The sequence below is a fragment of the Nostoc sp. genome (assembly GCF_036917775.1).
In the GTDB taxonomy this organism is placed as follows: Bacteria; Cyanobacteriota; Cyanobacteriia; order Cyanobacteriales; family Nostocaceae; genus Nostoc.
The window spans coordinates 35,850-60,050 of the sequence record NZ_JBALEQ010000123.1 but is presented as its reverse complement, the minus strand read 5'-3'; the positions used below and the strand labels follow the sequence as shown (position 1 = coordinate 60,050).

Sequence of the window (24,201 nt, the reverse complement as noted above, 5' to 3'; positions counted from 1 at the left end):
TGATTTTATCATCATACTAAAATTTGCTTTATATATCTGACCGGTTTGAGCTTACGTAATACTTGAATTAACAAAAGCTATGTAGTACATTTGCCAACGGTGTATAGGCTAGCTATATCTACCCCAATGGGCGAGGTGCTGCAATGCCATATCCCTGTGCGTAATCAATTCCTAGTGCCGTAATTCGCTCTAAAATCGCGTCATTCTCTACAAACTCAGCAATAGTCTGAATACCCATCACACTACTAATGTGCGTGATTGCTGCCACGATCGCATTATCCACAGGATTCTTGACAATGTTACGAATAAAGCTCCCGTCAATTTTGAGGTAATCCACAGGCAGAGACTTGAGATAGGCAAAGGACGACATACCCACCCCAAAATCGTCCAACGCGAAGCGACAGCCCATCCGTTGAAGTGACTGAATGAACTGTCTGGCTTTGCTTAGGTTGGCGATCGCCACGGTTTCGGTAATCTCAAAGCAAATGCAGTGGGGTGAGATGGAGTATAGAGTAAACTGCTGATATAGAAAGTCAAAAAACCGATCGTCGTTGATACTAGAGCCAGAAAGGTTAATTGCATAAATGCTTTGTTTATCGCCAACAACCTTTGTCCAATTCCTGAACAGAGTCCGAATCACCCATTGATCGATTAGGTGCATCAAGTCGTAGCGTTCTGCTGCTGGAATAAACGTCATTGGCAGCACTAAATTTCTCTGCTTATCCCGGAGCCGCAGCAGGACTTCATAATAGTCCCCATCGTCAGCGTTTTGAGCAGTCGAGGTGATAGCGGCAATAGGTTGAACATAGAGACAAAACCAATCATTTTCCAAGGCTTGAGAAATGCGGCTGGCCCACTGCATCTTCTCGCGCTGTTGCAGTCGCTCCTGGTCGTTAGTCTGAGCAACGTACACGCGATTGCGCCCCCAGTTCTTCGCTGTATAGCAAGCTGCGTCAGCTGTGCTGATAATCTCTGCAACGCTCTCGCTATGAGTGTCAATACCGACCAAGCCGATACTTATTCCAATTGAGAATACCTGCTCTTGCCAAACAAACCGGAACTTTTGAACACACGAAAGCAGATCGTTGGCAATTAATAAAGCTTGCTCCAGTGTACACTTACTGAGCAATACGCCAAATTCATCGCCCCCTAAGCGTGCAAGTATGTCAGTTTTCCGAATCTTCTCCTGCAATAAGACAGTAATTTGACGCAGTAATTCGTCTCCAGCCACATGACCACAGGTATCATTTACGATTTTGAAGTGATCGAGATCCAAATAGCACAACGCATGAACCTGGTAGTCTGAACAAGCAAGGCCCAATGCTTGTTTAACCTGCCGCTCAAATTCCTGGCGATTCGCCAATCCTGTTAAAGCATCATGGGTTGCCTGCCAGGATAGCTGACGTGAAAACTCGCGGTTCTGAGTCACGTCACGAAACACCATAACCCCGCCAATAATTTGTCCCTCACGATTGTGAATGGGCGCGGCTGAATCTTGAATCGCAATTTCTTGATTATTCTGATTAATTAAGACGGTATGTTTTGCTAAATTCACAGTTCGATTTTCCTGTAACGCTTGCTCAATTGGGTTCTGAACTTTCTCCCGTGTTGTTTCATGCACAATTCCAAAGACCTCTTCTAACAGCAACCCTTCTGCGGATGCTTCACTACATTGAAGCAGAGATTTTGCAACCGGATTGAGGTATTGAATTTTGCCAAACGCATCTGTGGTAAGAACTGCATCTCCGATCGATTGCAATGTCACCTGGGCTAATTCTTTTTCTTGAAAAAGTGTTTCTTCGATTTGCTTGAAGTCTGTGATGTCGTATCCTACCGATTGAAATTCCAGAAAGCATCCTTGCTCGTCAAATATCATTCGGTTATGCCACTTAGTCCAACGCACCCTATCTCCCAGAAGTACGCGATTCTCAATGATGACAACAGGATGATCGGCACTAATTAAAGCTACGAATTCAGCAACTCGCTGCCGATCTGCCTCCAAAATCATGGGTTGATCGGGGCTGCCGATCAGTTCCTCTGGCGATCGCCCATAATAAAGCGCAAAAGCTTGGTTGAAAAACGTGAGTGTGCCGTCTGGTAAATATCGGGCAATCACTTCAGCCTGATCTTCTACAATGGCACGGTAGCGAATCTCGCTTTGTTTGCTCGCAATTTCTGCCTGTTTGAGTAAGCGGATCTCGTTGTGGACATCGCTGATTTCCCGCTCTAGTTCTCGGTTGGCTACCAACAGTCGTCCATAACTGGGGAAAGTAAGTGCCTTTGGTATTAACTCTCTCAACTCAATATCTGTGTATAGCGATCCGAAAGCCGTGATGGCCTTGATGCAACTACTTAGCCAATGTTTATAAGCCAAGATGTGTACCTGTATTTTTGCAGTAGCTAAAAAAACCTGTGAACAGTTACGACTAAGAGGTTGTTGAAAAAATTGTTAGCTGTGATTTTAGGCACTTCTTGATCCCACCTACCTAAAAAAGGGGGAACCAGAATTCAAATCCCCCAATTTATCGGGGAATTTAGGGGGATCTAAAACGTTTTGCTATCAACTAACAGGACTTTTTAAATAACCTCTAAATTAATATTCTGGATAAGTCTCCAGCAGACGCTGAAATACTTCTAAAGCTTGCAGATAAAGCGGCTCGGCTTCGTCGTGTCGTCCTTGAGAATCATAAAGTGACGCTAGGTTGTTCAGACAGGTGGCAACAGAAGGATGTTCTTCTCCCAATAGCCTTCTCTGTCTTAAAGCTTCCACTAACAACTCTTCAGCTTGGTCGTAGCGTCCTTGAGAATTATAAAGTGACGCTAGGTTGTTCAGTTTGGTGGCGGCAGAAGGATGTTCTTCTCCCAGTAGCCGTTTTTTCTTCTGTGAAGCTTCCACTAACAACTCTTGGGCTTGGTCATACCGCCCTTGATAATAGTAAAGTACTGCTATGATGTTCAGTTTGGTGGCCACAAAAGGATGTTCTTCTCCCAGCAGCCTTCTCTGTCCTAAAGCTTCCCCTAACAACTCTTGGGCTTGGTCATAGCGTCCTTGATAATAGTAGAGTCCTGCTAGGATGTTCAGGCTGGTGGCGACAGAAGGATGTTTTTCTCTCAGCAGCCGTTTTCTCTGTCCTGAAGCTTGCAGATACAGCACTTCGCGGTTCAGCTTGTTCATAGCTTCCTTGATAAGAGTAAAGTCCTGCTAGCTCCTTCAGGCTGGTGGCAACAGAGAGATGTTCTTCTCTCAAACGGGTTTGCACCGTTGATAAACGTTGCTCATACCAAACTGCTGCTATCAGCGCTTAATCTCTATTTATATAGGTAGTATTACAGATATCTGCTTGATATTAGGTGTTACCAAGGTTTGAGATGTATAAGATGAGTGGATAAGGTTTCAATTAGTTACAAATATTAATTAAAAACTTATAATATCTTCCCTTTCTTTGCGAGCATTTATATAGAGCAAATAGGCAAGAATAAGCGGACAAATATTTTTGGCAATTACAGCTATTTTCATTTATTTGAACCACATCTGTCGTAGGTGCAATTCATGAATTGCCCCTACAGTATGATCTATTTACCTGAAAATTGTTGTAATATCAATCTCCTGCCTGCAATAACCAAAAGCCGCTATAAGTCATCCCGGAATCATCTGGTTGCACTAACAAAAAATGCAATCCTCGGCTTTGCTTTTTTCGTAGTTCAAATGTTTGGGCTGCTGTTGTAACTTCTGGATCTTCAAAAGTGGCAACAATCCATCTATCTACTAAGCCAGCCTCTAATACTAAGCCATCTGGTGCGCCAGAAATGTAGTTTAATGCCACAGGACGGGCTTGCTGTAACCACCGGGCTAGGCGCATCGATTGCCGTCCACCATAAATTATTACACCAGGGACGGGCACTGTTGACGCTAAACCCAAGTTGATGGGTTTGAGATGTTCTGGGATGTGCAAAATGGGAATGGGGCGATCGCTAAATCTCGTTTCTACGTCACTAGCCCCTAAACTTGCAAACCGCCATTGTTCTCCCCAGAGGTTCTCTGGTAATGGTGCTGGGGGTGGTTTATCTACCGTTGCGGGATATTGCTTTTCTTGTAACCACTGCTTCAGTGCCAAAGTGTGGCGGGTTGGTTCGACATTTATACTTAAATTGCGTCCAGCCGCCTCAATTAAGCTTAGAGACTGGGGACGAAACACCTGAATCACATCTGGCAATTTTTCACCTGCGGCTAGCTCAAGTTGAGCAGCTACCCAATTAGAATTTGCTGCTGACTGAAGACAGGTAGCTTCATACTCAAAGCTGCGAGTTGCGTCACAAATCAACAACTCCCATAGAACTTGTCCAGACACATCCTGTGAGGGACGACGATAAAAATCAACCTGCCAAATTTTCATAAATTGGGAATCCCTTCGGCTTCTCTACGAGACGCTACGCGAACGCTCAGGGCAAGTGGGAATTGGGAATGGGGGAGGAGAATTATAATCAATGCCCTATGCCCCATGCCCAATTTAAAAAGCCTGAATCCATTCTTTGACAGAATATTCAGTCCAGATGCCATTTTTCCAGTAGGGATCGTTTTCAATCAACTGGCGCACAGTGGCTTCGTCTTCGGCTTCGTAAATTCCAAAAACTTTTGTGACATCCTTGGTGGGGCCAATAGTAATCAGCACACCGGATTCTTTCTGTTTTGCTAATCCGTCTAAATGAGCTTCACGGTGTGGGGCGCGTTTTTCAAGAACATCTTCGCAGTAACTTCCCCAGAGTACATATTTAGGCATAACTTTACCAATTTTGGATTTTAGATTTTGGATTTTGTAGTCAGTATATCGGGGAGTGAGGAATTAATAATTCCTAACTCCTAGTAAATGACAAATGACAAATGACTAACTTCTGAGATTTACGCCGAATTTTTCCACCAAAGCTTCGCGGACTTTATTGTGTACTGGTTCGACTTCCGCCTCAGTCAAAGTGCGATCGCTAGCGCGATAAACTAAGCGGAATGCTAAACTCCGCTGTCCTTGGGGGACATTTTCACCACGATATTCATCAAATAATTCCACAGATTCGAGCAAATCTTTACCCGCTTTGGTAATTACTTTTTCAATTTCGGAAACTGAGATTTTCACAGGTGCGAAAAAGGCGATATCGCGATCGCTAGCTGGATAAGTAGAATATGGCTGGAATGTTGGCACAAGAATTTCGTCTTGTCCTAGAGATTCTAAAAGCACATCTAGATCCAACTGGAAAACATAAACGGAATCTGGTAAACCTTTTTCTCGTCGCAATTGGGGATGGAGTTGTCCAAAAATACCTAGCCTGTTACCCCGAATCCACAAAGAAGCGGTGCGTCCGGGATGTAAGCGATGATCTCGGCAATCGGGTTGGAATTCTACCTGCAAGGCAAGTTGCCGAAATATGCTTTCTAAAGTGCCTTTGGCTTCAAACCAGGTAATGGGTTCTTCACGTCCACTTTTTGACCATTTGCCAACGGTGCGATCGCCTCCCATAATCCCAGCTAAGGCTTCTGTTTCTTGCAAACCGTCTTCTTCTCGCCAGAAAATTTGCCCGATTTCAAAGCCGTTTAGGGAACCATTACCCTGCTCTAAATTGTATTGAAAGGCATCAATCAACCCAGATAGCAAATCGTTTCGCAGCGCTGAATATTCGGCAAATAAAGGATTTGACAGTACTATCTGTCTGTCTTCTCCTGGTTTAACTAAAGAATAGTGGATTAATTCTGTCAATCCTTCAGCCCGGAGGAAAGCCCGTAACTTGCGAATCAGTTCCTCATCTAAAGGCAGATAACCACCTTCCGATTTTTCTGGTAGAGTATCGCAGAATCTGTTGTAACCATAGAGACGGGCGATTTCTTCAATTAAATCAATTTCTCGCTCTAAGTCGCGGTAACGATAGGGTGGGACGGAAACTGACCATGTAGGTTGATGGTTGCTATCTTCACCTGAAGAAGTCAACTGACATCCTAGTGCAGTCAGGATGCGCTCAACATCTTGTCCTTGGAGTTCACCTGTGTCCTCTCCCAAATCGATTGGCCCTAGTATTTGATTTACTCGGTCTAAACGCAGTGCGATCGAACGACTCCAGGTAGCAGGATCGGGGCGAGTGTCGGCAATTTCCTGCTGGACAAGAATTCCACTAGCTAATTCGCTAATTAAAGATAAGGCGCGGCGATTAGCTATTTCTAACTCAGCGCGGTTAACTCCCCGTTCATATCTCCCAGAAGCTTCACTTCTTAAACCTGCACTGCGCGAAGAACGGCGAATTGCTACAGAATCAAATAAAGCTGCTTCTAAAACTAGGCTTTGAGTCCCTTCATGGACTTCCGTTTCTTCTCCACCCATGACTCCCGCCAATGCAACGGGCCTGTCGTTAGCGGTAATTAACAAATTTTGGTTTGAGAGGGTGCGAGTTTGCCCATCTAGGGTTTTGAGAGATTCTCCATTATTAGCGAAACGAACGCCGATGGTTAAATTTTCGCTACTTGCAACAGATTTTAAGCGATCGCGGTCAAAGGCGTGCAATGGTTGTCCCCATTCCAACAAAACGTAGTTAGTAATATCCACAACATTACTTATAGGACGCACCCCAGCCGCCCGCAAACGCTGTTGCAACCATTCGGGAGATGGAGCAATTTTTACTTGTTCGATTACCGTACCGATGTATGCAGGACAAGCTTGTGTATCAGCAATTTTTAAAGTTAAATTTCCAGTATTTTTGCTAATAGAAACTTCACCAGGTTCAGGGATGCTCAATTTTCCACTAGTTAAAGCTGCTACTTCTCTGGCTACACCTACCATACTGAGGGCATCAGCGCGATTGGCAGTTGCAGTCAGGTCTAAAATTACATCATCTAGACCCAACAAAGGACGTACATCACTACCTAATGGTAAATTTTCCTGGGTAAAAATATGAATTCCGTCTACATCGGTGGGCAAACCGAGTTCCTTTAAAGAACAAATCATGCCCTGAGAAGGGACACCACGGAGTTTTGCAGGTTTAATTTTTAAATCGATGTTGGGTAAGTAAGTACCCGTAGTTGCGATCGGTACATAGATATCTGCCTTCACATTGGCAGCGCCACAGACAATATTTAAAGTTTCACCTGCACCGATATCGACTTGGCAAACACTTAATTTATCGGCGTTGGGGTGGGGTTGACGCTCAAGCACTTTCCCTACAACCACGCCATTTGCCCAAGTGCGGCGATCTTCAATATCTTCAACCTCAAACCCCGCCATTGTCAGGGTTTCGGCTAATTCTTCTGGACTAAGTTTTATCTCTACTAGTTCGCGCAGCCAATTTAGAGAAATACGCATGGAGTGTGCTTGTTTTAGGAATCGTCTTTTGTTCTTATTTTAGGGTGCCTACTAGCGATCGATGGCTACTCATCCCGCTAGGCGTACCCTTTCACTTGAACAATCCTACTACGTTAGACTCCCAGAACAATATCGGTTTTTTGCTTTATCTTTACATTTTGTGCGATCTGCTGTGGTCAGCCTCTGCACGTCTACGTTAAAAAATTATATAGCTTGTGAATGCAGGTCACTTTGTTCCACTTAAATCTACGGAGAATTTTTAGGAGTTATTTTCACACTTTAGAAGAACTTGAGCAAAGTATTTAATACTATAGAAAGCATCCTACTTCCACCCAAAATTGGTAATCCCTAATACTTGACTAATTAAATACATGGGCTTGTTTTTTCTGTGTTATCAACAAGCCCAGCTTTTTGCTCTGAGCAATTGATTTAAGACTCCTATATAATGCTGGTAATGAGTAGGGCATAAATCAAAATGTCATCAAAAACTTTCGATATTGCTGACTTATCGGATAATTTAGCTGATTTATTGTCAGATATCCAAAATCATGTTGAAGTGACGCTAACTCGGCAGGGTGTCCCTTGGGCAAGGGTTTTGCCTTTGTCTCAACCCCAAGAACAGCCTGTAGTTCCTAAAGCGGGTTTAAATCGTGGCTCTATGGTAATGAGTGATGATTTTGATGATCCTTTACCAGATTCTTTTTGGGGTTTATGAAGGTTTTATTAGATACTCATATTTTTATTTGGTGGGACAGTGAGCCTGAGAAGTTATCACCAAATATTTTAAGTTTGCTACAACGAACGGACACAAAATTATATGTCAGTGTTGTTAGTTTGTGGGAAATACAAATTAAGAGTCAGCTAGGGAAGATCACGCTTAGTCAATCCTTAGAAGACATCTACGACAGCCAAAATACAAATGGGATCTCTTTTTTGTCAGTTATCCCTGCCCATGTTCTAAATTTAAATACTTTACCTCTACATCATAAAGATCCGTTTGACCGAATGCTAATTTCTCAAGCTTTAGTAGAAGGATTAACGCTGATTTCCATAGACCAAATATTTAAACTTTATGATGTGCCATTATTTTCTGGTGATTTCGGAATCAGATAAGAAATATAATAACTTTCATCGACTTCGGCGTTGTTGCTTATAGTCATAATCATCCTGGTATTCAATCGTACCAAATAGCTCCATAATTTTCAATTGCTTTGGACGCTGTATATACTCTCGCAATGCCTCTTCTACAACAGCATCCTTAGTTGGATGACCACTAAGTTCGAGAGCTTCCTTAATTAAGTTTTCGTCAATTTCGAGATTAGTAGTCATTTGTAGATTATTGCACAAAGTAATGTGCAGAAAAAACTCATTGGAGTAGTTAATTTAAGTCAAATGCATGAAGACTATTTTAAGTAATTCTGCGCGAGTAAATGGTTTAGTCAGATATCCAGATGCCCCAACCAATTTGGCTTTTACTTTATCTACAATTCCTTTATTTCCAGTCACAAAAATAATGGGAGTCTTTTGAAATATCGGATTATTTCGTATAATCCGGCACAACTCATAACCATCTATTCCTAGCATATTTAAATCCAACAAAATTAAGTCTGGTTTGTGCCTTATAATTGATAAAACGGCTTTTACTGGATCGTTAATAGTCACTACAGAAAAGTTTTCATTTTCTAAGAAACGGCTAATTTCTTTGAGAATTGTGGGGCTATCATCTACAGAAACGATTTTGTGGACTTTTTGTGCCGTTACAGTAGCAGCTGTTACTTTTTGGGAAGCAGGATTTATGTTATTTGATATTGTTGGTTCCTGAAATTTTTCTTGGGGAGGAAGAGAAATCTGTGGTAATCGTGGAACAGGAGATATATTCTCTTCAGCAATATCAGGGTAAGAGTTGATGGTGCTATTTAGCTCTTTTGTGGTATTCTCTATCTCTGGAATTAATTTTGAGAAAAGCGATTGCTCTTCAAATAGCTTTGGTAACTTATCATAAGGTGGATCGGGTTCATGCAAGATAATCGCACCATTAAGTATATAAGGGTATAAATTGCGGGCCAATTGAATTTCATCTTGATTCAAAATTGTTGCCAGATGACACAAGCTAAAACCCTTCATCCAATGAATCAAATCTGGCTGAAGTTTTGGTAAATCTTTTTCCTCAATTTTGGTGTTGATCAACAGATATGGACGTTGATATGGAGAAGAGATTTGCGGAACAAAAGCTTGCCAATTCTGTAATCTTCCTTGACAACGTTCTAGAATCTTTTCTACATCTATCCTACAAATTCTTGGCATTCTCTCCAGTGGTTCTGTTAATTCATAAGTACCTTCTTTAATGAGCAAAAATGATTCAATTACCTCTTTAACTAATTCTTGAATCAGCACTACTGCTTGTGTAGAATGTAAATGTTGTTGACTAACAAGCCAAGATATCGCCTGATATTCAGGAGGGTGGCTTCTGGAATTGCTGTCATATTCGAGTAACTGATTGTGTGATTCAGGTTCAAACATCAGACGGACTTGAACCCGCACCTCACTAGTAAGCAGGGGAATTTGATGGCTGAGGCGACGCAAATGGCGTTCTAGTCGATCAAAAGGTTCTACTGAATGAGTCGCGTAAGTTATTTTGCCCTGTTCTAAGTAAATTGACCAACGAACTGAGTTACTTAATGCTTGTAAACAAGTACTATCAAAGCAATTGGATAACTGTCTTAACAAACTTAGAGGACGTAGTTTGGTGAATGCGCCTGAGTTATTCATATTTTTCAACTTTCTTGCGGAATCAACAACTGAACATTTGTAGATTGAAAATATCAACCATGAAGTCTTCTCTTCTTTGTAATATTTATCTACGCACAAGTTATTCCTTTTAAAATATGTATATATTTTAAAAAATATAAGTTTTATAACTTATTTGTTACATTCGGTACTTTTTACTTAATTTGTCTTAAACCACACGTAGGTATGAATAAAGAGCAACATTTATCATAGCTAGCCTATCAGTAAATATTGGTTAATTATGGATTTTACCAACTCCTGACAACTCTTACCTTAAGACCTTAGTCATGACGTTTATTTCTGCCTACTCACAAAAATCAGGCAAATTTGATTCCAAGTTAACGCAGTTACGCTGGTATACTTCTGGAGCTAACGATCTTAATTATGGTTAATAATTTTTCTGTAAAGGAACTATTCTTCTACATAAAATCTTTAAAAACTTATCTGGGAAAGTTTACGTATTTATTGTACTGTAGGTTTAATGGATATAAATTTTTGGTAGATACATTACAACAGGTAACACTGGGTTTTGATAAACTCTTTTTTGCTAAACTAAGCTGTACTCAAGTTTTTCTTAAAAAATATATTGAGAACTTCATGAAAATAATTTGTTTAATAAAGATTAGAGCTTCTACCACTAGATACTATATTCTGTAGTGACTTCGACGGCTGAAATTATATACTCGGACAAAAAGGAAATAAAGCTTTGAACTTTAACATAACACAAAAAGTTATGCATGATACATTAAGACTTGATGAAGTAGTAGAATTTGCTGAGAACCCAGAACCTCGTTGTCCTTGTGTACTTTTACTAGATACATCTGGCTCGATGCAAGGAGATCCGATTGAGGCTTTAAATCAGGGTTTACTCAGTTTAAAGGATGAATTAGTCAAAAATTCCTTAGCCGCAAGACGTGTAGAAGTGGCGATCGTCACTTTTGATAGTAATGTCAATGTAGTACAAGACTTTGTGACTGCCGATCAATTCAATCCGCCCATTTTAACGGCACAGGGCTTGACTACAATGGGTGCAGGCATTCATAAAGCTTTGGATATAATTCAAGAGCGGAAATCTCAGTATCGTACCAATGGGATTGCTTACTATCGTCCTTGGGTATTTATGATTACTGATGGAGAACCCCAAGGTGAGTTAGAGAATGTAGTGGAGCAAGCATCTGTGCGCTTACAGGGAGACGAGGCGAACAAGCGTGTAGCATTCTTTACGGTGGGTGTAGAAAATGCGAATATGACGCGTTTAAATCAAATAACTGTACGTACACCTTTGAAACTCAAAGGACTAAATTTCATCGAGATGTTTGTCTGGCTATCAACTAGTATGTCAGCTGTTTCTCATTCGCAGGTGGATGAACAGGTAGCACTACCGCCGATTGGTTGGGGGACTGTTTAATTAAAAATCGCAGCTTGATGTTGACACAGCGAGCTGTTGAAAAAAAATCTATGAAAATATCAAAACAGATTGCTCAATGGCGGATTGTGGCTGCGTCGGTATGTGGTACAAGTCACTTAAAAAACAAGCAGTTATGTCAGGATGCTCATCACTGGCAAATATTGTCCGATAATGTTTTAGTGGCAGCCGCAGCAGATGGTGCCGGTTCTGCTAGTCTTGGGAAAGTGGGAGCGATGATTGCTGTGGAGACAGCAATAGAAAACATTTCTAGCAAGGGAATCACCCGAAAAGTTTTGAGTGATGATGATTATGTGCGATCGCTCTTAAATGATGCCATACTAGCCGCCAAAAAAGCTGTGGAGGCTGAAGCGGCTACTTGTGACAAACAGCCTCAAGACTTAGCAACTACCTTAATTATGATGGTTGCCACACCAGAAGTTGTAGCTGTAGTGCAAATAGGTGATGGTTTGGCAGTGGCAAAAGACAGTATGGGCAATCTTCTCGCTCTAACTATACCTGATAGCGGCGAGTACATCAACGAAACCACTTTTTTAACTTCTCCTACGGCCTTAGACACAGCACAGATGAGATTATGGCGCACTGACATAGTTAATGTTGGTATCATCACCGACGGATTACAAATGCTGGCTTTGAATATGGTTGTTGGAGAACCTCACAAACCATTCTTTTTTCCACTGTTTGAATTTGTAGCTAATACCGAAGATAAGACAGAAGCGAAGGAGCAGTTAGTAAAGTTTTTACGCTCAGACCGAATTACACAACGCACTGATGATGATTTGACACTCATTATAGCTGCATTCAACGACTCATGAGCAATCAATTTACAGGTTTCACATCTTAAAATAACTTCCGTTAGCGGTAATTTCATTATGCAGGTACTACGTTGTTCCCCTAGAAAAGAAATCCTCAGCCTCAATGTTAGTTTGGGGCGTGGCGGTGAAGCTTGTGTTTATGCAGTGCCATCTGATAATGACTTGGTGGCGAAGATTTACCACAAGCCAACTACAGCCCATGCCGATAAATTACAGGCGATGCTTGCCAACCCGCCAGAAAACCCTACAGCTAGTTTGGGGCATATTTCTATCGCTTGGCCAGAGGATTTATTACGGACACCAGATGGCAAAAATAGCATCTTGGGCTTTTTGATGCCACGGATTCAGGGGATGCGTCCAATCATCGACTTTTACAACCCCAGAACCCGTCGTCAACACTGTCCCCTATTCAACTATCAGTACCTGCTCCGCACGGCTCGTAACTTGGCGGCAGCTTTTGCCGCTTTGCACGCTAGTGGATATTGTGTAGGTGATGTCAACGAGTCAAATATCCTCGTCAGTGACACCGCCCTGGTGACTTTGATAGATACAGACTCCTTCCAAGTACTCGACCCTAACAGCAATGTTGTTTATCGCTGCCCAGTCGGGAAACCAGAGTTTACGCCACCAGAACTACAAAATAAAACTTTTGCCCAACACGATCGCGAAATTTCTCACGATTTATTTGGGTTAGCAGTGTTGGTATTCCAACTCTTAATGGAAGGCACTCACCCATTTTCGGGGATTTTTCAAGGCTCTATTGAGCCACCGCCCTACGAAGCCCGCATTGCATCGGGTCATTTTACTTACAGCCAAAAACGATACGTACCCTACCTACCTACCCCCATTGCGCCCCCTTGGGAAATTCTTCATCCCAGCCTACAAGAACTATTTGTCCTTTGTTTTGAAGAGGGTCACAATAACCCACAGTTGCGCCCCAGTGCCCAGACTTGGCTCTCAGCCATCGCTGAAGCTGAAGATTCTTTAATTACCTGCACCACAAATCCCCAGCATCGCTACAACAACCACATGCGTAGCTGTCCGTGGTGTGAACGTACCGTGCGATTAGGCGGACGCGACCCCTTCCCCTCACATCGGGCTATAGAAGCGAGAGAACATCTCCAACCGCGAATCAAAGCGAAAAAGCGCTACACCCAGACACCGCATTTTCCCCAGCGCAGTATGTCACCGCACTTAGGTAATTATTGGCAGCCAGTAATTACCCCAAGCGGTTCTTCCTATAAACGTTCCAAGAAGTCAAAATTATACCCGGTTATTTGTTGTTTACTGGGTTTCGGTTTATTGGGATATGCCGACCTAATGATTAAATTTACTCAGCCGTTGGTTTCCCAAAATTCTTACACTCAACAAACATTAAAGTCTCGCCAGACAATTAATAAACTCAGCTTCGCTGATTACTTTCAGCAGGGTGATGCTGCTTACAAAGACCGAGACTATGAAAAAGCAATTGCCAGCTTTACCGGAGCAATTGAACAACAACCAACACATACCAGAGCAATTGTAAATCGGGGCAATGCCCGCTATAACCTCAAAGACTACGAAGGAGCAGTTACAGATTATAGTCAAGCTCTTAAAATCAATCCCAATCAAACCAAAGCCCTGGTGAATCGGGGTAATGCCCGCTATATGCTCGCCGAATATAGCAACGATCCTGATGCAGAGTATAACCTAGCGATCGCAGACTATAATCGAGCCATCGGTCTAGATAGTCACGAAATTGAAGCTTATATCAGACGGGGGATTGTCCGCACCCAAATGGCTAAATATAGCGGTGAATCTCAACAAGCTTACAAAAGAGCGATCGCAGATTTTACTCAAGTCATAAAACGTAATGTATCGAAAGCAGAAGCTTATTTTCAGCGAGGTGTTGTCTATTATCAAATTGCTCAATATAGCAGCAATTATGAACAAGAATACAATCAAGCGATCGCTGACTTTAACCAAGCATTAACCCTAAGCCCTAAACTAGCCAAAGTATATCTCAAACGAGGTATGGTTCGTTATGAACTGGCACAATATGGTGGTAGTGAATCTAACAAAAATCAGGCGAAAGCGATCGAAGATGTACAGGCATCTGCCAAAATGTTTCTTGAGCAAGATGATATGGATAATTATCAGCAAGCACTCAGTAACTTATGCGTAGTCGTAGAACGCAAATGCGATCCTTTATTTCAAGGCTCAAGTAATTTGGAAAAAACTAACTAAAAACAAGTAAGGTTTTTTTACTCACATATTATCGGTTTTGATTGGATAAATCAAGCCTAACTAGGGTTAGTATCAGCTAGCCCTAGTTATTTATTTGGTAACATTTTTATTTAATTAAGTAATTTATCGAACAGAATTTTTCTTCAATCTCATGTTTAGAGATATTCATAGAGCTTTTATATAGAAAAGATGTTAATTTATCTTTCCTTTATAATTTCGGGGGAAATTACAGTTAGATTGTTGACGGAGAAAAACAAATCAGAAATCAATTTTTCTCTATCTAAGTGCATCCTCTTCATGTCGAAAAGTCAAATAAGAATATCCCTACAAATCTCCGAGGTAATTGCATGAAAGCGGTGATTTTGGCTGGAGGACTTGGTACACGCCTCAGTGAAGAAACTAGTATCAGACCCAAGCCGATGGTTGAGATTGGTGGTAAGCCAATTCTCTGGCACATAATGAAGACTTACTCCGCCCACGGCATTAATGACTTCATAATTTGTTGCGGTTACAAAGGTTACATAATTAAGGAGTATTTTGCTAACTACTTCTTACACATGTCAGATGTTACCTTTGATATGCGATTTAACCAGATGAACGTGCATTCTGGTTATGCAGAACCCTGGCGTGTTACCTTAGTCAATACGGGTGATAATACCATGACAGGTGGACGCTTAAAGCGAATCAGGGAACATCTTGGTAATGACACCTTTTGCTTTACTTATGGTGATGGTGTAAGTAATATTAATATCACCGAGCTAGTGAAGTTTCACAAAGAACAAAATACATTAGGAACACTCACGGCGGTTCAACCAGCTGGACGTTTTGGAGCCATTTCCTTGGGATATGAGCAAACTAAAATTACCAGCTTTCGGGAAAAACCTGAAGGTGATGGAGCTTGGATTAATGGCGGTTATTTTGTGTTAGAACCAGAAGTAATCAATTTGATTGCTGATGACTCGACAGTATGGGAGCAAGAGCCATTAGAAAAGCTAGCTGATATGGAACAACTATCTGCTTTTAAACATGATGGTTTTTGGCAACCGATGGATACTTTACGCGATAAAAACTATCTAGAGGGGCTATGGAAAAACAATCAGGCTCCTTGGAAGGCATGGTAAGGTAACTGGGGGCTGGGGGAGATTTTTTCTAACCCAATACCCAGTACCAAATCCCAAATAACTTTATGGATTTACTGTAATTTTAAGTGCGATAATACTGATGTATGATTTTGCGATTATAGGTGGGGGAATAGTTGGACTCTCTACAGCATTGGCTTTAGGAAAACGCTATCCCAATGCGCGTATTTTAGTACTAGAAAAAGAGAGTCAATGGGCGTTTCACCAAACCGGCAATAATAGCGGAGTAATTCATTCTGGTATTTACTACAAACCAGGGAGTTTCAAAGCTAAATTTTGTCGTGATGGTTCTCGCTCTATGGTAGAATTTTGCCAAGAGCATGGAATAGAACATGAAGTTTGTGGTAAAGTCATTGTTGCAACAGAAGAACAAGAACTACCACGTCTAGAAAATCTCTACCAACGCGGCTTAGATAATGGTATAGAAGTTAAGAGAATCAGCCCCGAAGAAGTCAGGGAAATTGAACCTCACGTAAAATGCGTAGGTGGGCTTCGGGTATTCTCAACTGGGATTGTTAATTACAAGCAAGTTTGTTTGAAATATGCCCAGCTAATTCAACAACAGGGTGGAGATTTGCATCTCAATACAAAAGTTCTGAAAATCTCCCCAAGTGGTAAAAATCAGGTACTAGAAACAAACAAAGGTAACTTTGCAACCCGCTTTGTAATTAATTGTACGGGATTGCATAGCGATCGCACCGCCAAATTAGGTAAAGTTGAACCCCAAGCCAAAATCGTCCCATTTCGGGGAGAATACTACGAACTCACCCCAGAAAAACGCTATCTCGTTAAGACACTAATTTATCCAGTTCCCAATCCCGATTTTCCCTTCCTGGGTGTCCACTTTACCCGGATGATTGATGGTAGCGTCCACGCAGGGCCAAACGCAGTTTTGTCACTCAAACGCGAAGGTTACAAAAAAACCGACTTTGACTTACGGGATTTTCTTGAAGTCGTCACCTATCCAGGTTTCTGGAAATTGGCAGCCAAACACGCTGATGAAGGCATCCAAGAAATCATTCGTTCCTTTAGTAAAGCAGCCTTTACCAGAAGTTTGCAAAAACTAATTCCCGAAGTCCAAGCAGAAGACTTAGTTCCCACCCACGCAGGAGTTCGCGCTCAAGCCTTAATGAACGACGGCAAACTTGTAGACGACTTTTTGATTGTTTCCGGTCAAAACTCCATCCATGTTTGCAATGCTCCTTCTCCTGCGGCCACATCTTCTCTAGAAATCGGTAAAGCGCTTGTAGCAGAAATTCCCCAACCCTCGCATCTAAATAATGTAGTAACTGCATAGATATCATAGTTACTTCCGGTGCTGCTCAATTAAGGGATGAATCTTTTAGGGTGAGCATCTTGCTTGTTGGGAAATACAAAGAATGAGTAATATACCCATCCCACAAGAAAAAGTTTAGTGCATCAGTTAAGAACCGCTATAGAGTGCTGTTACCCAATAGGTAAGTCTATTCTATGACCTAACCCCCAACCCCTTCCCTACAAGGGAATGGGAGCAAGATTCAAAGCCTCTCTCTTAAGAGGAGAGAAGTTTGGAGAGAGGTCAAATTATTGCATAGAAACAAAAAATATAGCGGTTCCCTCTTGGATGCAACACCCTTTAGGACGCACATCTGTGCATCCCTACTAAACGAAAAATTTAACTCATCAATACAAAGGCGTTAACCACAATGAAAATATTAGTAACTGGAACAGAAGGCTATCTAGGTTCATTATTACCGCCTCTGTTAATCGAACGTGGACATGAAGTTATCGGTCTAGATACTGGCTTCTATAAAGTTGGTTGGCTATACAACGCTAATGGGGTAACACCTAAAACCCTTAACAAAGATATCCGCAACATCGCCCCTGACGATTTGGAAGGTGTTGAAGCAATAGTTCACATGGCGGAACTTTCCAACGACCCAGCCGGACAATTAGCACCCAATATTACCTACGAAATTAATCATATAGGTTCAGTTCGTCTCGCTAGCCTAGCTAAAGCTATGGGTGTGCGTCGTTTTGTATATATGTCTTCATGCAGTGTCTACGGTGTTGCTACCGCAGGTGATGTTACAGAAGAATCCCCAATTAATCCTCAAACAGCCTACGCAGAGTGCAAAACTTTGGTAGAACGAGATGTCACACCACTAGCTGACGATGACTTCTCTCCCACCTTTATGCGGAATGCCACAGCATTTGGTGCTTCTCCCAGAATGCGCTTTGATATTGTTTTAAACAACTTAGCTGGGTTGGCATGGACTAGCAAACAAATCAAAATGACCAGTGATGGTACACCTTGGCGGCCATTAGTCCACGCACTGGATATTTGCAAAGCAATAGTCTGCACTTTAGAAGCACCACGGGACATTGTACATAATCAAATCTTCAACGTGGGAGACACAGCAAACAACTATCGTGTCAAAGAAATCGCAGAAATTATTGCTGATATTTTCCCAGATTGTAAATTGTCCTTTGGTGAGAATGGCTCAGATAACCGCAGCTATCGGGTATCCTTCGAGAAAATCAACACAATTCTCCCCGGATTTAAATGTGATTGGAATGCCCGACTTGGTGCCCAGCAGCTATTTGATTTATTTAGCCAAATAGATATGGCTGAAGACACTTTCTTATTTAGAGGATTTACTCGCTTAAAACAGCTAGAGTATTTAATCCGTACCGAGCAAATTGACAAAGATTTCTTCTGGAATAAAAAGTAGATATAGTTGCCTATCAGCAAAGAAGAAATAATTTAAGTTTCCGAATCAACAATATTTGGTTCGGACTTATTTCATCCATCAAATTATTTGTAATCAGTGAGTTGAAAAATATGACGAATGCAAAATGTCGTTTCAGTGGTCAACCTCTGCACCAAACCTTTATTGATTTAGGAATGTCACCTTTAGCCAATGCTTATCTGACAGCAGAACAGCTAAATCATGCCGAAAAATTTTATCCGCTCCATGCTTATGTCTCTGAAGATACTCTTTTAGTTCAATTAGAACAATTTGAAACTCCCGATCATATTTTTAGCGATTACGCTTACTTTTCTTCTTACTCAGTAAGTTGGCTAAAGCACGTCAAAGCTTACACCGATATGATGGTAGAGAAATTTGGCTTTAATCATCATAATCAAGTTATTGAGATTGCCAGCAACGATGGCTACCTACTGCAATATTTTGTAGAAAAGGGAATCCCAGTTTTAGGAATAGAACCAGCCGCAAATATAGCTAAGATAGCTCAAGATAGAGGTATTCCTAGTATCAACAAGTTTTTTGGGGTTGAGACTGCCAAAGAACTTGTGATACAAGGAAAACTAGCCGATCTTTTGATAGGCAATAATGTTTTAGCTCATGTACCAGATTTAAATGATTTCATAGCTGGAATGAAACTCATCCTCAAACCGAATGGTATTTTGACGATGGAGTTTCCTCACATTTTGCAATTGATTCAACAAAATCAATTTGACACTATTTATCACGAGCATTTTTCTTACTTCTCATTTCTGACTATCGAACAGATTTTTGCAGCACACGATTTGCAACTTTTTGATGTGGAGGAATTATCAACTCATGGCGGTTCATTAAGAATTTATGCCAAACATGACGATGCTGATAGTCCTGATATTAATGACCGAGTTAGCCATCTAAAAGCAAAAGAAATTGCTGCTGGGTTGCATCGGATAGAGACTTATATTACATTTGGTGAAAAAGTCAAACAAACAAAGCATAAGCTATTAAATTTCCTTTTGAGTGCAAAAGCAGAAGGGAAATCAATTGTTGGTTATGGCGCGCCAGCCAAAGGCAATACATTGCTTAATTACTGTGGGATTGGGAAAGATTTTATCGATTACACAGTTGATTGCAACCCTTACAAACAAGACTTATTTTTGCCTGGGACTCATATTCCCATCTTTGAACCAGACAAAATCCGCGAAACTAAACCAGATTATGTCCTAATTTTACCTTGGAATCTCAAGGAAGAAATTATGGAGCAAATGGCATTTATTGGCGAGTGGGGTGGACAGTTTGTTGTACCAATTCCTGAAGTAAAAATTTATCCGTGTCCTATTCCGGATAGGCTTTTAATAGCGTCGTAATTACTAAATATAACCCAAAAAGCGCCTTTAATTACTATTTTAGTATTGTAATTATGAGCATAGACAATAGGTAAAAAGTAATTAAAAGGCGTGGTTTCATAAAGCTTTTGTTTTCAAATATCAAACAATCAAATTAAAAGCAGCTTGTTTATTAATAAGCTGTTGTTAATAGCCTCTTAACTATAGATTTAAGCTTAATATGAATAAACTGCTGACTATTGCTATACCCACTTATAATCGTGCCGGGTTACTTGATAAACAGCTAACATGGTTGGCTCAAGCTATCAAAGGTTTTGAAGATGAATGTGAGATTTTAGTATCTGATAATTGTTCAACAGATAATACTCAGGAGGTGATCCAAAAGTGGCAAGCGATACTTAATAATATTACATTTAAATCAAATAAGAATTTAAAGAATTTAGGCGTAGTTAAAAATATTATGTACTGCCTAAAATCTACAACAACAAAATATGTTTGGACAATTGGCGATGATGACCCAATTCAAGATAGAGCAATTGCTTATGTGATTACCAAACTCAGACAATACGAAGATTTATCATTATTGTTCCTCAACTTTTCTGGTCGTAATCAAATTACTGGTGAACCAGTTCATCCACCAAAAATAGTTGGTAATCGCTGGTTTGATGTTGATAGTGAAGATGCTAAAGGTGATGGTAAAGCCATATTTGAACATTGTTTTTCAAAAAGTGTCGGTGCAGTCATTTTTCTAACTGCTACAGTATATCGCACTGACTTAGTAAAACGCGCTCTACAAGATTGGCAAGATGCTGAGAATAACTGGATATCTTTAGCATATTTAGCCGGATATTGTGCTGCTAATGGTAGTGTAATTGTCACTAAAGAGACTTATTTAGAATGTATCGTTGGTGTGAGTTATTGGCAGAAAGAACCAAAATCAGCACTGTTAATGCAATACAAACATATTCCTGAAGTGATTTTGAAATTAGAGCAGAGTGGATATTCTAAGCAATTTTGTAGACGGATGCTTTTGCAGAATGGTAAAGAAGTCAACTTAAAAGTGTTCTTGGGCGCTTTAAGAAGATGGCCGATGTCTGCCATCAAAACAGTAGTTCCATTTTTGGCTTTAGTCAGCTTATGTGCTTTTGATGTGATGGTTTCTAAAGAATTCAGTTTAGCAGAATCAAGCGAAATATCTACTGAAGAAGTACGTACCTATAAGCCATAAACTACCTAATTACTAACAACTATATATCAATTAAGAGAAGGATTTGCGCCATGTTCAACGCGATTAAACACAAAATAGCTACACTCTCATCTGACTTTGAATATTACCTAGCTCGTTGGAAGCATAGCAGAAATCTGCCAGCATTAGCAGAAAGCGATCGCAACATCCTTAAGACTCTCAAAAAAGATGGTGTTTACGTCACCAACTTGGCAGATTTAGGGTTCGACTCTAGCTCCGAACTGCTTAAAGCTGCTCACCATCAATTGCTTCAGATGGAGAATCCCACCAATGAGCATCTAGATGAAAGGTTGCCACAAATTAATACAGTTACAGGTTTACCAGAATTTTATGCCTGGGGGGTAGAGAAAAGGCTACTCAACATCATCGAAAATTATATCGGTCTTCCAATTGCTTTTCATGGTGTACATTTACGCAAAGATTTCAAGAGCAAATATCAGTTTGGGACACTACTATGGCATAGCGATGCAGAAGACAGGCGGATTATCAAAATCATTATTTACTTGAATGATGTAGAAGAAAAAACTGGGCCTTTTCAATACATCCCCCGCTCCCTAACTTCCTTATTTAGTTGGAATTATTTTCGACTTTACTACAAACTTTGGAAGTCAGGCTATATGGGTATCGACGATGAACAAGTAAAACCAGTCATCCCCAAATCAGCTTGGAAATCCTGCCCAGGCCCAGCAGGTACAGTCATTATTGTAGATACGAAAAATGCTTTACATCACGGCACAGTTCGTACAGAAGACCGATCAACATTATTCTTTTGTTACACCGCAAATCCTCCTGAACGGCCAGACCTCTGCACTCAATACTGGGATGATACTTATCCCAGAATAGAGTTACAGTCTGCATCAGATGTAGTTAAAGTTTCGAATTAAAAACGTAAATTTAATTAACCGCAGAGGCGCAGAGAACACAGAGAAAGAGAATTAGCTTCATATAAAGGTAGAAATAAGGGTTTATGTGTCAATTTAAAAATGCCAGAAAACCAAATTTATAGGTTTATAACTGACACAAAATATCTCTCAAAGTCTCATATCTCCGTGCCCTCTGCGTCTCTGTGGTTCGTTAAGCAGCTAGTAATTATCAACATTCATCTCAAAGGAATCATAATGATTTTCACCGCAACCGAACTTAAAGACGCATTCATTATTGACTTAGAAGAAAAGCCAGACCACCGTGGTTTTTTTGCTCGGTCTTTCTGCGCTCAAGAATTTGAAGCACACGGATTAAAGCCAACAGTTGCCCAGTGCAACCTGTCTTTTAACTACAAAAAAGGTACTATCCGGGGAATGCACTATCAAATTCTGCCAGCAGCAGAAACGAAGTTAATTCGCTGTACTAAAGGCGCTATCTATGACGTAATTATTGATATGCGTCCTGAATCTCCTAGCTTTTTATCACACATTGGGGTGGAACTAACACCAGAAAACCGCCGCGCTTTGTATGTTCCAGAAATGTTTGCTCATGGCTATCAAGCACTGACTGATGAGACTGAAGTGGTATATCAAGTAGGCGAATTTTACACGCCAGGGTATGAGAGAGGTTTACGCTATGATGACCCATTCTTTGCCATTGATTGGCCTCTAGATGTAACTGAAATCTCTGAGAAAGATTTAAGTTGGCCTTTGTTGAGAATGATGACTGTTGGCGGTACTTCTAGATAAAGATAGGGGTGTTGAATGGTGGTGAATTATTTTTTAAACGAACCGCCAAGAACGCCAAGAACGCCAAGTTAGGAAAGAATCAATTAGGATTGATATATATGCAACTGTCAATTACTAATTAAAAACTGAGATATTAAGTTAATGAGATTAGGTAGAAATAAATGTTAAATATTCTATCTCGCGTTGAAAATACTATCTCTTTTGTCTCTAAAAAAGTCGAAGCTCGGATTAATTACGCGAAAACATTACAGGTTGTTTCTCTAAAGCCAAAACAACCTTCTAAGGGGAATGTACTTCTTTCTTATCGAATTGAACCATTCCTCTTAAAACCTGGTCAGCCAATGCCTAATGACCACACTTGGTACTGGGAAGTTTGGCAAATAGCCCAAACTTTTTTAGACTTGGGCTATAACGTTGATGTTATTCAGTTCCACAATGATAAATTCGTTCCGCAAAAGCACTACGCATTTTTCATTGATATCCGTCATCGGATGGAAGCACTTGCACCAAAACTCAATAAAGATTGCATCAAAATTTTCCATGTTGACATTGCAAATATGGTGTTTCGCAATGCAGCTGAATGCAACAGACTTTTAGAAGTACAACAGCGCAAAGGTGTAACTTTAAAACCACAGCGATTTGAGGTTCCTAACCTGGGAATTGAATATGCCGATTGTGCTATTGTGTTGGGTAACGATTTCACAACTGATACATTCAAGTATGCCAACAAACCGATGTATCGTATCCCAATTTCTTCGCCTGTCGTTTATCCCTATCCTGACAAGAAAGATTTTGAAGCGGTAAGAAAACGTTTTCTATGGTTTGGTGGTAGTGCTTTAGTCCTCAAAGGATTAGATTTAGTTTTAGATGCCTTTGCCCAAATGCCGGAATACCATTTAACAGTTTGTGGCCCGGTAAGTAATGACAAAGAATTTGAACAAGCTTTCTATAAAGAACTGTATGAAACACCTAACATTCACACTTATGGGTGGATTGATGTTAGTAGCCCTGACTTTATAGAGGTTACAAATAACTGTTTAGGGCTGGTTTATCCTTCTGTTTCTGAAGGACAGTCAGGAGCGGTAATTAGTTGCTTACAAGCTGGGCTAATTCCCATTTTAAGCTACGAATCTGGTGTTGATGTTCACGATTTTGGTGTGATTTTTGATAACCTTTCCCTTGAAGAAATTAAGGAAAAAGTTAAAAGTATTTCCAATTTGCCTGTTGAAAACCTACAGATGATGTCTCTAAAGGCATGGGAATATGCCAGAGCAAATCATACCAAAGAAAAGTTTGCCCAAGTTTACAGAAATGTTGTAGAGCAAATTATCGAAAATCACAGCCAGAAAAAACATACTGCTTCCACATCATCTAGCAAACAACCAGTTATTAGCAATCACTAATCTTAATTCCCATGAAAATGTACTTAATATTTAGCTGTAAAAAATCATTAAGTGCAAGTTTATAGAGAATTTGTATCACA

Annotated in this window: 20 protein-coding genes; 13 read left to right on the top strand and 7 right to left on the bottom strand. The window is 40.6% G+C overall.

Annotation, left to right across the window (positions count from 1 at the left end):
- Window positions 1-118 precede the first annotated feature (118 nt).
- From V7K69_RS25805 to pheT, 5 genes are all read right to left on the bottom strand, one after another.
- Entirely contained in the window at window positions 119-2,374 is a 2,256-nt protein-coding gene (locus V7K69_RS25805; RefSeq protein WP_335039670.1) for an EAL domain-containing protein, read from the bottom strand.
- A 219-nt stretch (window positions 2,375-2,593) separates the two neighbouring features.
- Window positions 2,594-3,175 carry a tetratricopeptide repeat protein gene (locus V7K69_RS25800; RefSeq protein ID WP_335039668.1) on the bottom strand — a complete coding sequence of 194 codons (582 nt, stop codon included), beginning with the start codon at window positions 3,173-3,175 and terminating at the stop codon, window positions 2,594-2,596.
- 424 nt (window positions 3,176-3,599) lie between these two features.
- Complete coding sequence (locus V7K69_RS25795; RefSeq protein WP_335039666.1) at window positions 3,600-4,394, bottom strand: Tab2/Atab2 family RNA-binding protein; 795 nt, start codon at window positions 4,392-4,394, stop codon at window positions 3,600-3,602.
- Between the two features lie 114 nt (window positions 4,395-4,508).
- A complete protein-coding gene (locus V7K69_RS25790) occupies window positions 4,509-4,778 on the bottom strand; it encodes a YciI family protein (protein WP_190962264.1) in 270 nt (89 codons plus the stop codon).
- Window positions 4,779-4,883: 105 nt separating this feature from the next.
- Window positions 4,884-7,334 (bottom strand): phenylalanine--tRNA ligase subunit beta, encoded by a 2,451-nt coding sequence (pheT, locus tag V7K69_RS25785; RefSeq protein ID WP_335039664.1) that lies wholly within the window; start codon window positions 7,332-7,334, stop codon window positions 4,884-4,886.
- Window positions 7,335-7,809: 475 nt separating this feature from the next.
- On the opposite strand from pheT, the gene V7K69_RS25780 reads away from it, so the two are divergent.
- On the top strand, window positions 7,810-8,049 hold the full coding sequence (locus V7K69_RS25780; RefSeq protein ID WP_229486797.1) for a type II toxin-antitoxin system Phd/YefM family antitoxin: 240 nt from the start codon (window positions 7,810-7,812) through the stop codon (window positions 8,047-8,049).
- Entirely contained in the window at window positions 8,046-8,447 is a 402-nt protein-coding gene (locus tag V7K69_RS25775) for a type II toxin-antitoxin system VapC family toxin (protein ID WP_335039661.1), read from the top strand. The genes V7K69_RS25780 and V7K69_RS25775 overlap by 4 nt, the downstream gene beginning before the upstream one ends.
- Window positions 8,448-8,462: 15 nt before the next feature.
- Here the strand turns inward: V7K69_RS25775 and V7K69_RS25770 are convergent, their stop codons facing one another.
- A complete protein-coding gene (locus tag V7K69_RS25770; RefSeq protein ID WP_335039659.1) occupies window positions 8,463-8,663 on the bottom strand; it encodes a type II toxin-antitoxin system VapB family antitoxin in 201 nt (66 codons plus the stop codon).
- 54 nt (window positions 8,664-8,717) lie between these two features.
- Window positions 8,718-10,103 (bottom strand): response regulator, encoded by a 1,386-nt coding sequence (locus V7K69_RS25765; RefSeq protein WP_335039657.1) that lies wholly within the window; start codon window positions 10,101-10,103, stop codon window positions 8,718-8,720.
- 751 nt (window positions 10,104-10,854) lie between these two features.
- Between V7K69_RS25765 and V7K69_RS25760 the strand changes: the two genes are divergently transcribed.
- From V7K69_RS25760 to V7K69_RS25710, 11 genes are all read left to right on the top strand, one after another.
- Entirely contained in the window at window positions 10,855-11,529 is a 675-nt protein-coding gene (locus tag V7K69_RS25760) for a vWA domain-containing protein (RefSeq protein WP_114082323.1), read from the top strand.
- 50 nt (window positions 11,530-11,579) lie between these two features.
- Window positions 11,580-12,362 carry a PP2C family serine/threonine-protein phosphatase gene (locus tag V7K69_RS25755; protein ID WP_335039655.1) on the top strand — a complete coding sequence of 261 codons (783 nt, stop codon included), beginning with the start codon at window positions 11,580-11,582 and terminating at the stop codon, window positions 12,360-12,362.
- Between the two features lie 57 nt (window positions 12,363-12,419).
- Window positions 12,420-14,588 (top strand): tetratricopeptide repeat protein, encoded by a 2,169-nt coding sequence (locus tag V7K69_RS25750; RefSeq protein WP_335039651.1) that lies wholly within the window; start codon window positions 12,420-12,422, stop codon window positions 14,586-14,588.
- Between the two features lie 347 nt (window positions 14,589-14,935).
- Complete coding sequence (rfbF, locus tag V7K69_RS25745; protein ID WP_114082321.1) at window positions 14,936-15,709, top strand: glucose-1-phosphate cytidylyltransferase; 774 nt, start codon at window positions 14,936-14,938, stop codon at window positions 15,707-15,709.
- Between the two features lie 100 nt (window positions 15,710-15,809).
- The gene (lhgO, locus tag V7K69_RS25740) at window positions 15,810-17,024 is read left to right on the top strand and encodes an L-2-hydroxyglutarate oxidase (RefSeq protein WP_185581659.1); all 1,215 of its coding nucleotides are present in this window, start codon (window positions 15,810-15,812) and stop codon (window positions 17,022-17,024) included.
- Window positions 17,025-17,412: 388 nt separating this feature from the next.
- A complete protein-coding gene (locus tag V7K69_RS25735) occupies window positions 17,413-18,441 on the top strand; it encodes an NAD-dependent epimerase/dehydratase family protein (RefSeq protein WP_335039645.1) in 1,029 nt (342 codons plus the stop codon).
- A 110-nt stretch (window positions 18,442-18,551) separates the two neighbouring features.
- Window positions 18,552-19,820: a class I SAM-dependent methyltransferase gene (locus V7K69_RS25730; RefSeq protein WP_335039643.1), complete on the top strand. Its 1,269-nt coding sequence runs from the start codon at window positions 18,552-18,554 to the stop codon at window positions 19,818-19,820.
- A gap of 199 nt (window positions 19,821-20,019) precedes the next feature.
- Complete coding sequence (locus V7K69_RS25725) at window positions 20,020-21,027, top strand: glycosyltransferase family 2 protein (RefSeq protein ID WP_335039641.1); 1,008 nt, start codon at window positions 20,020-20,022, stop codon at window positions 21,025-21,027.
- 50 nt (window positions 21,028-21,077) lie between these two features.
- Window positions 21,078-21,929 carry a phytanoyl-CoA dioxygenase gene (locus tag V7K69_RS25720; protein WP_335039639.1) on the top strand — a complete coding sequence of 284 codons (852 nt, stop codon included), beginning with the start codon at window positions 21,078-21,080 and terminating at the stop codon, window positions 21,927-21,929.
- A 234-nt stretch (window positions 21,930-22,163) separates the two neighbouring features.
- Window positions 22,164-22,718 (top strand): dTDP-4-dehydrorhamnose 3,5-epimerase, encoded by a 555-nt coding sequence (gene rfbC, locus V7K69_RS25715; protein ID WP_114082315.1) that lies wholly within the window; start codon window positions 22,164-22,166, stop codon window positions 22,716-22,718.
- 161 nt (window positions 22,719-22,879) lie between these two features.
- The gene (locus V7K69_RS25710; protein ID WP_335039636.1) at window positions 22,880-24,121 is read left to right on the top strand and encodes a glycosyltransferase; all 1,242 of its coding nucleotides are present in this window, start codon (window positions 22,880-22,882) and stop codon (window positions 24,119-24,121) included.
- The last annotated feature ends 80 nt before the right edge of the window (window positions 24,122-24,201 follow it).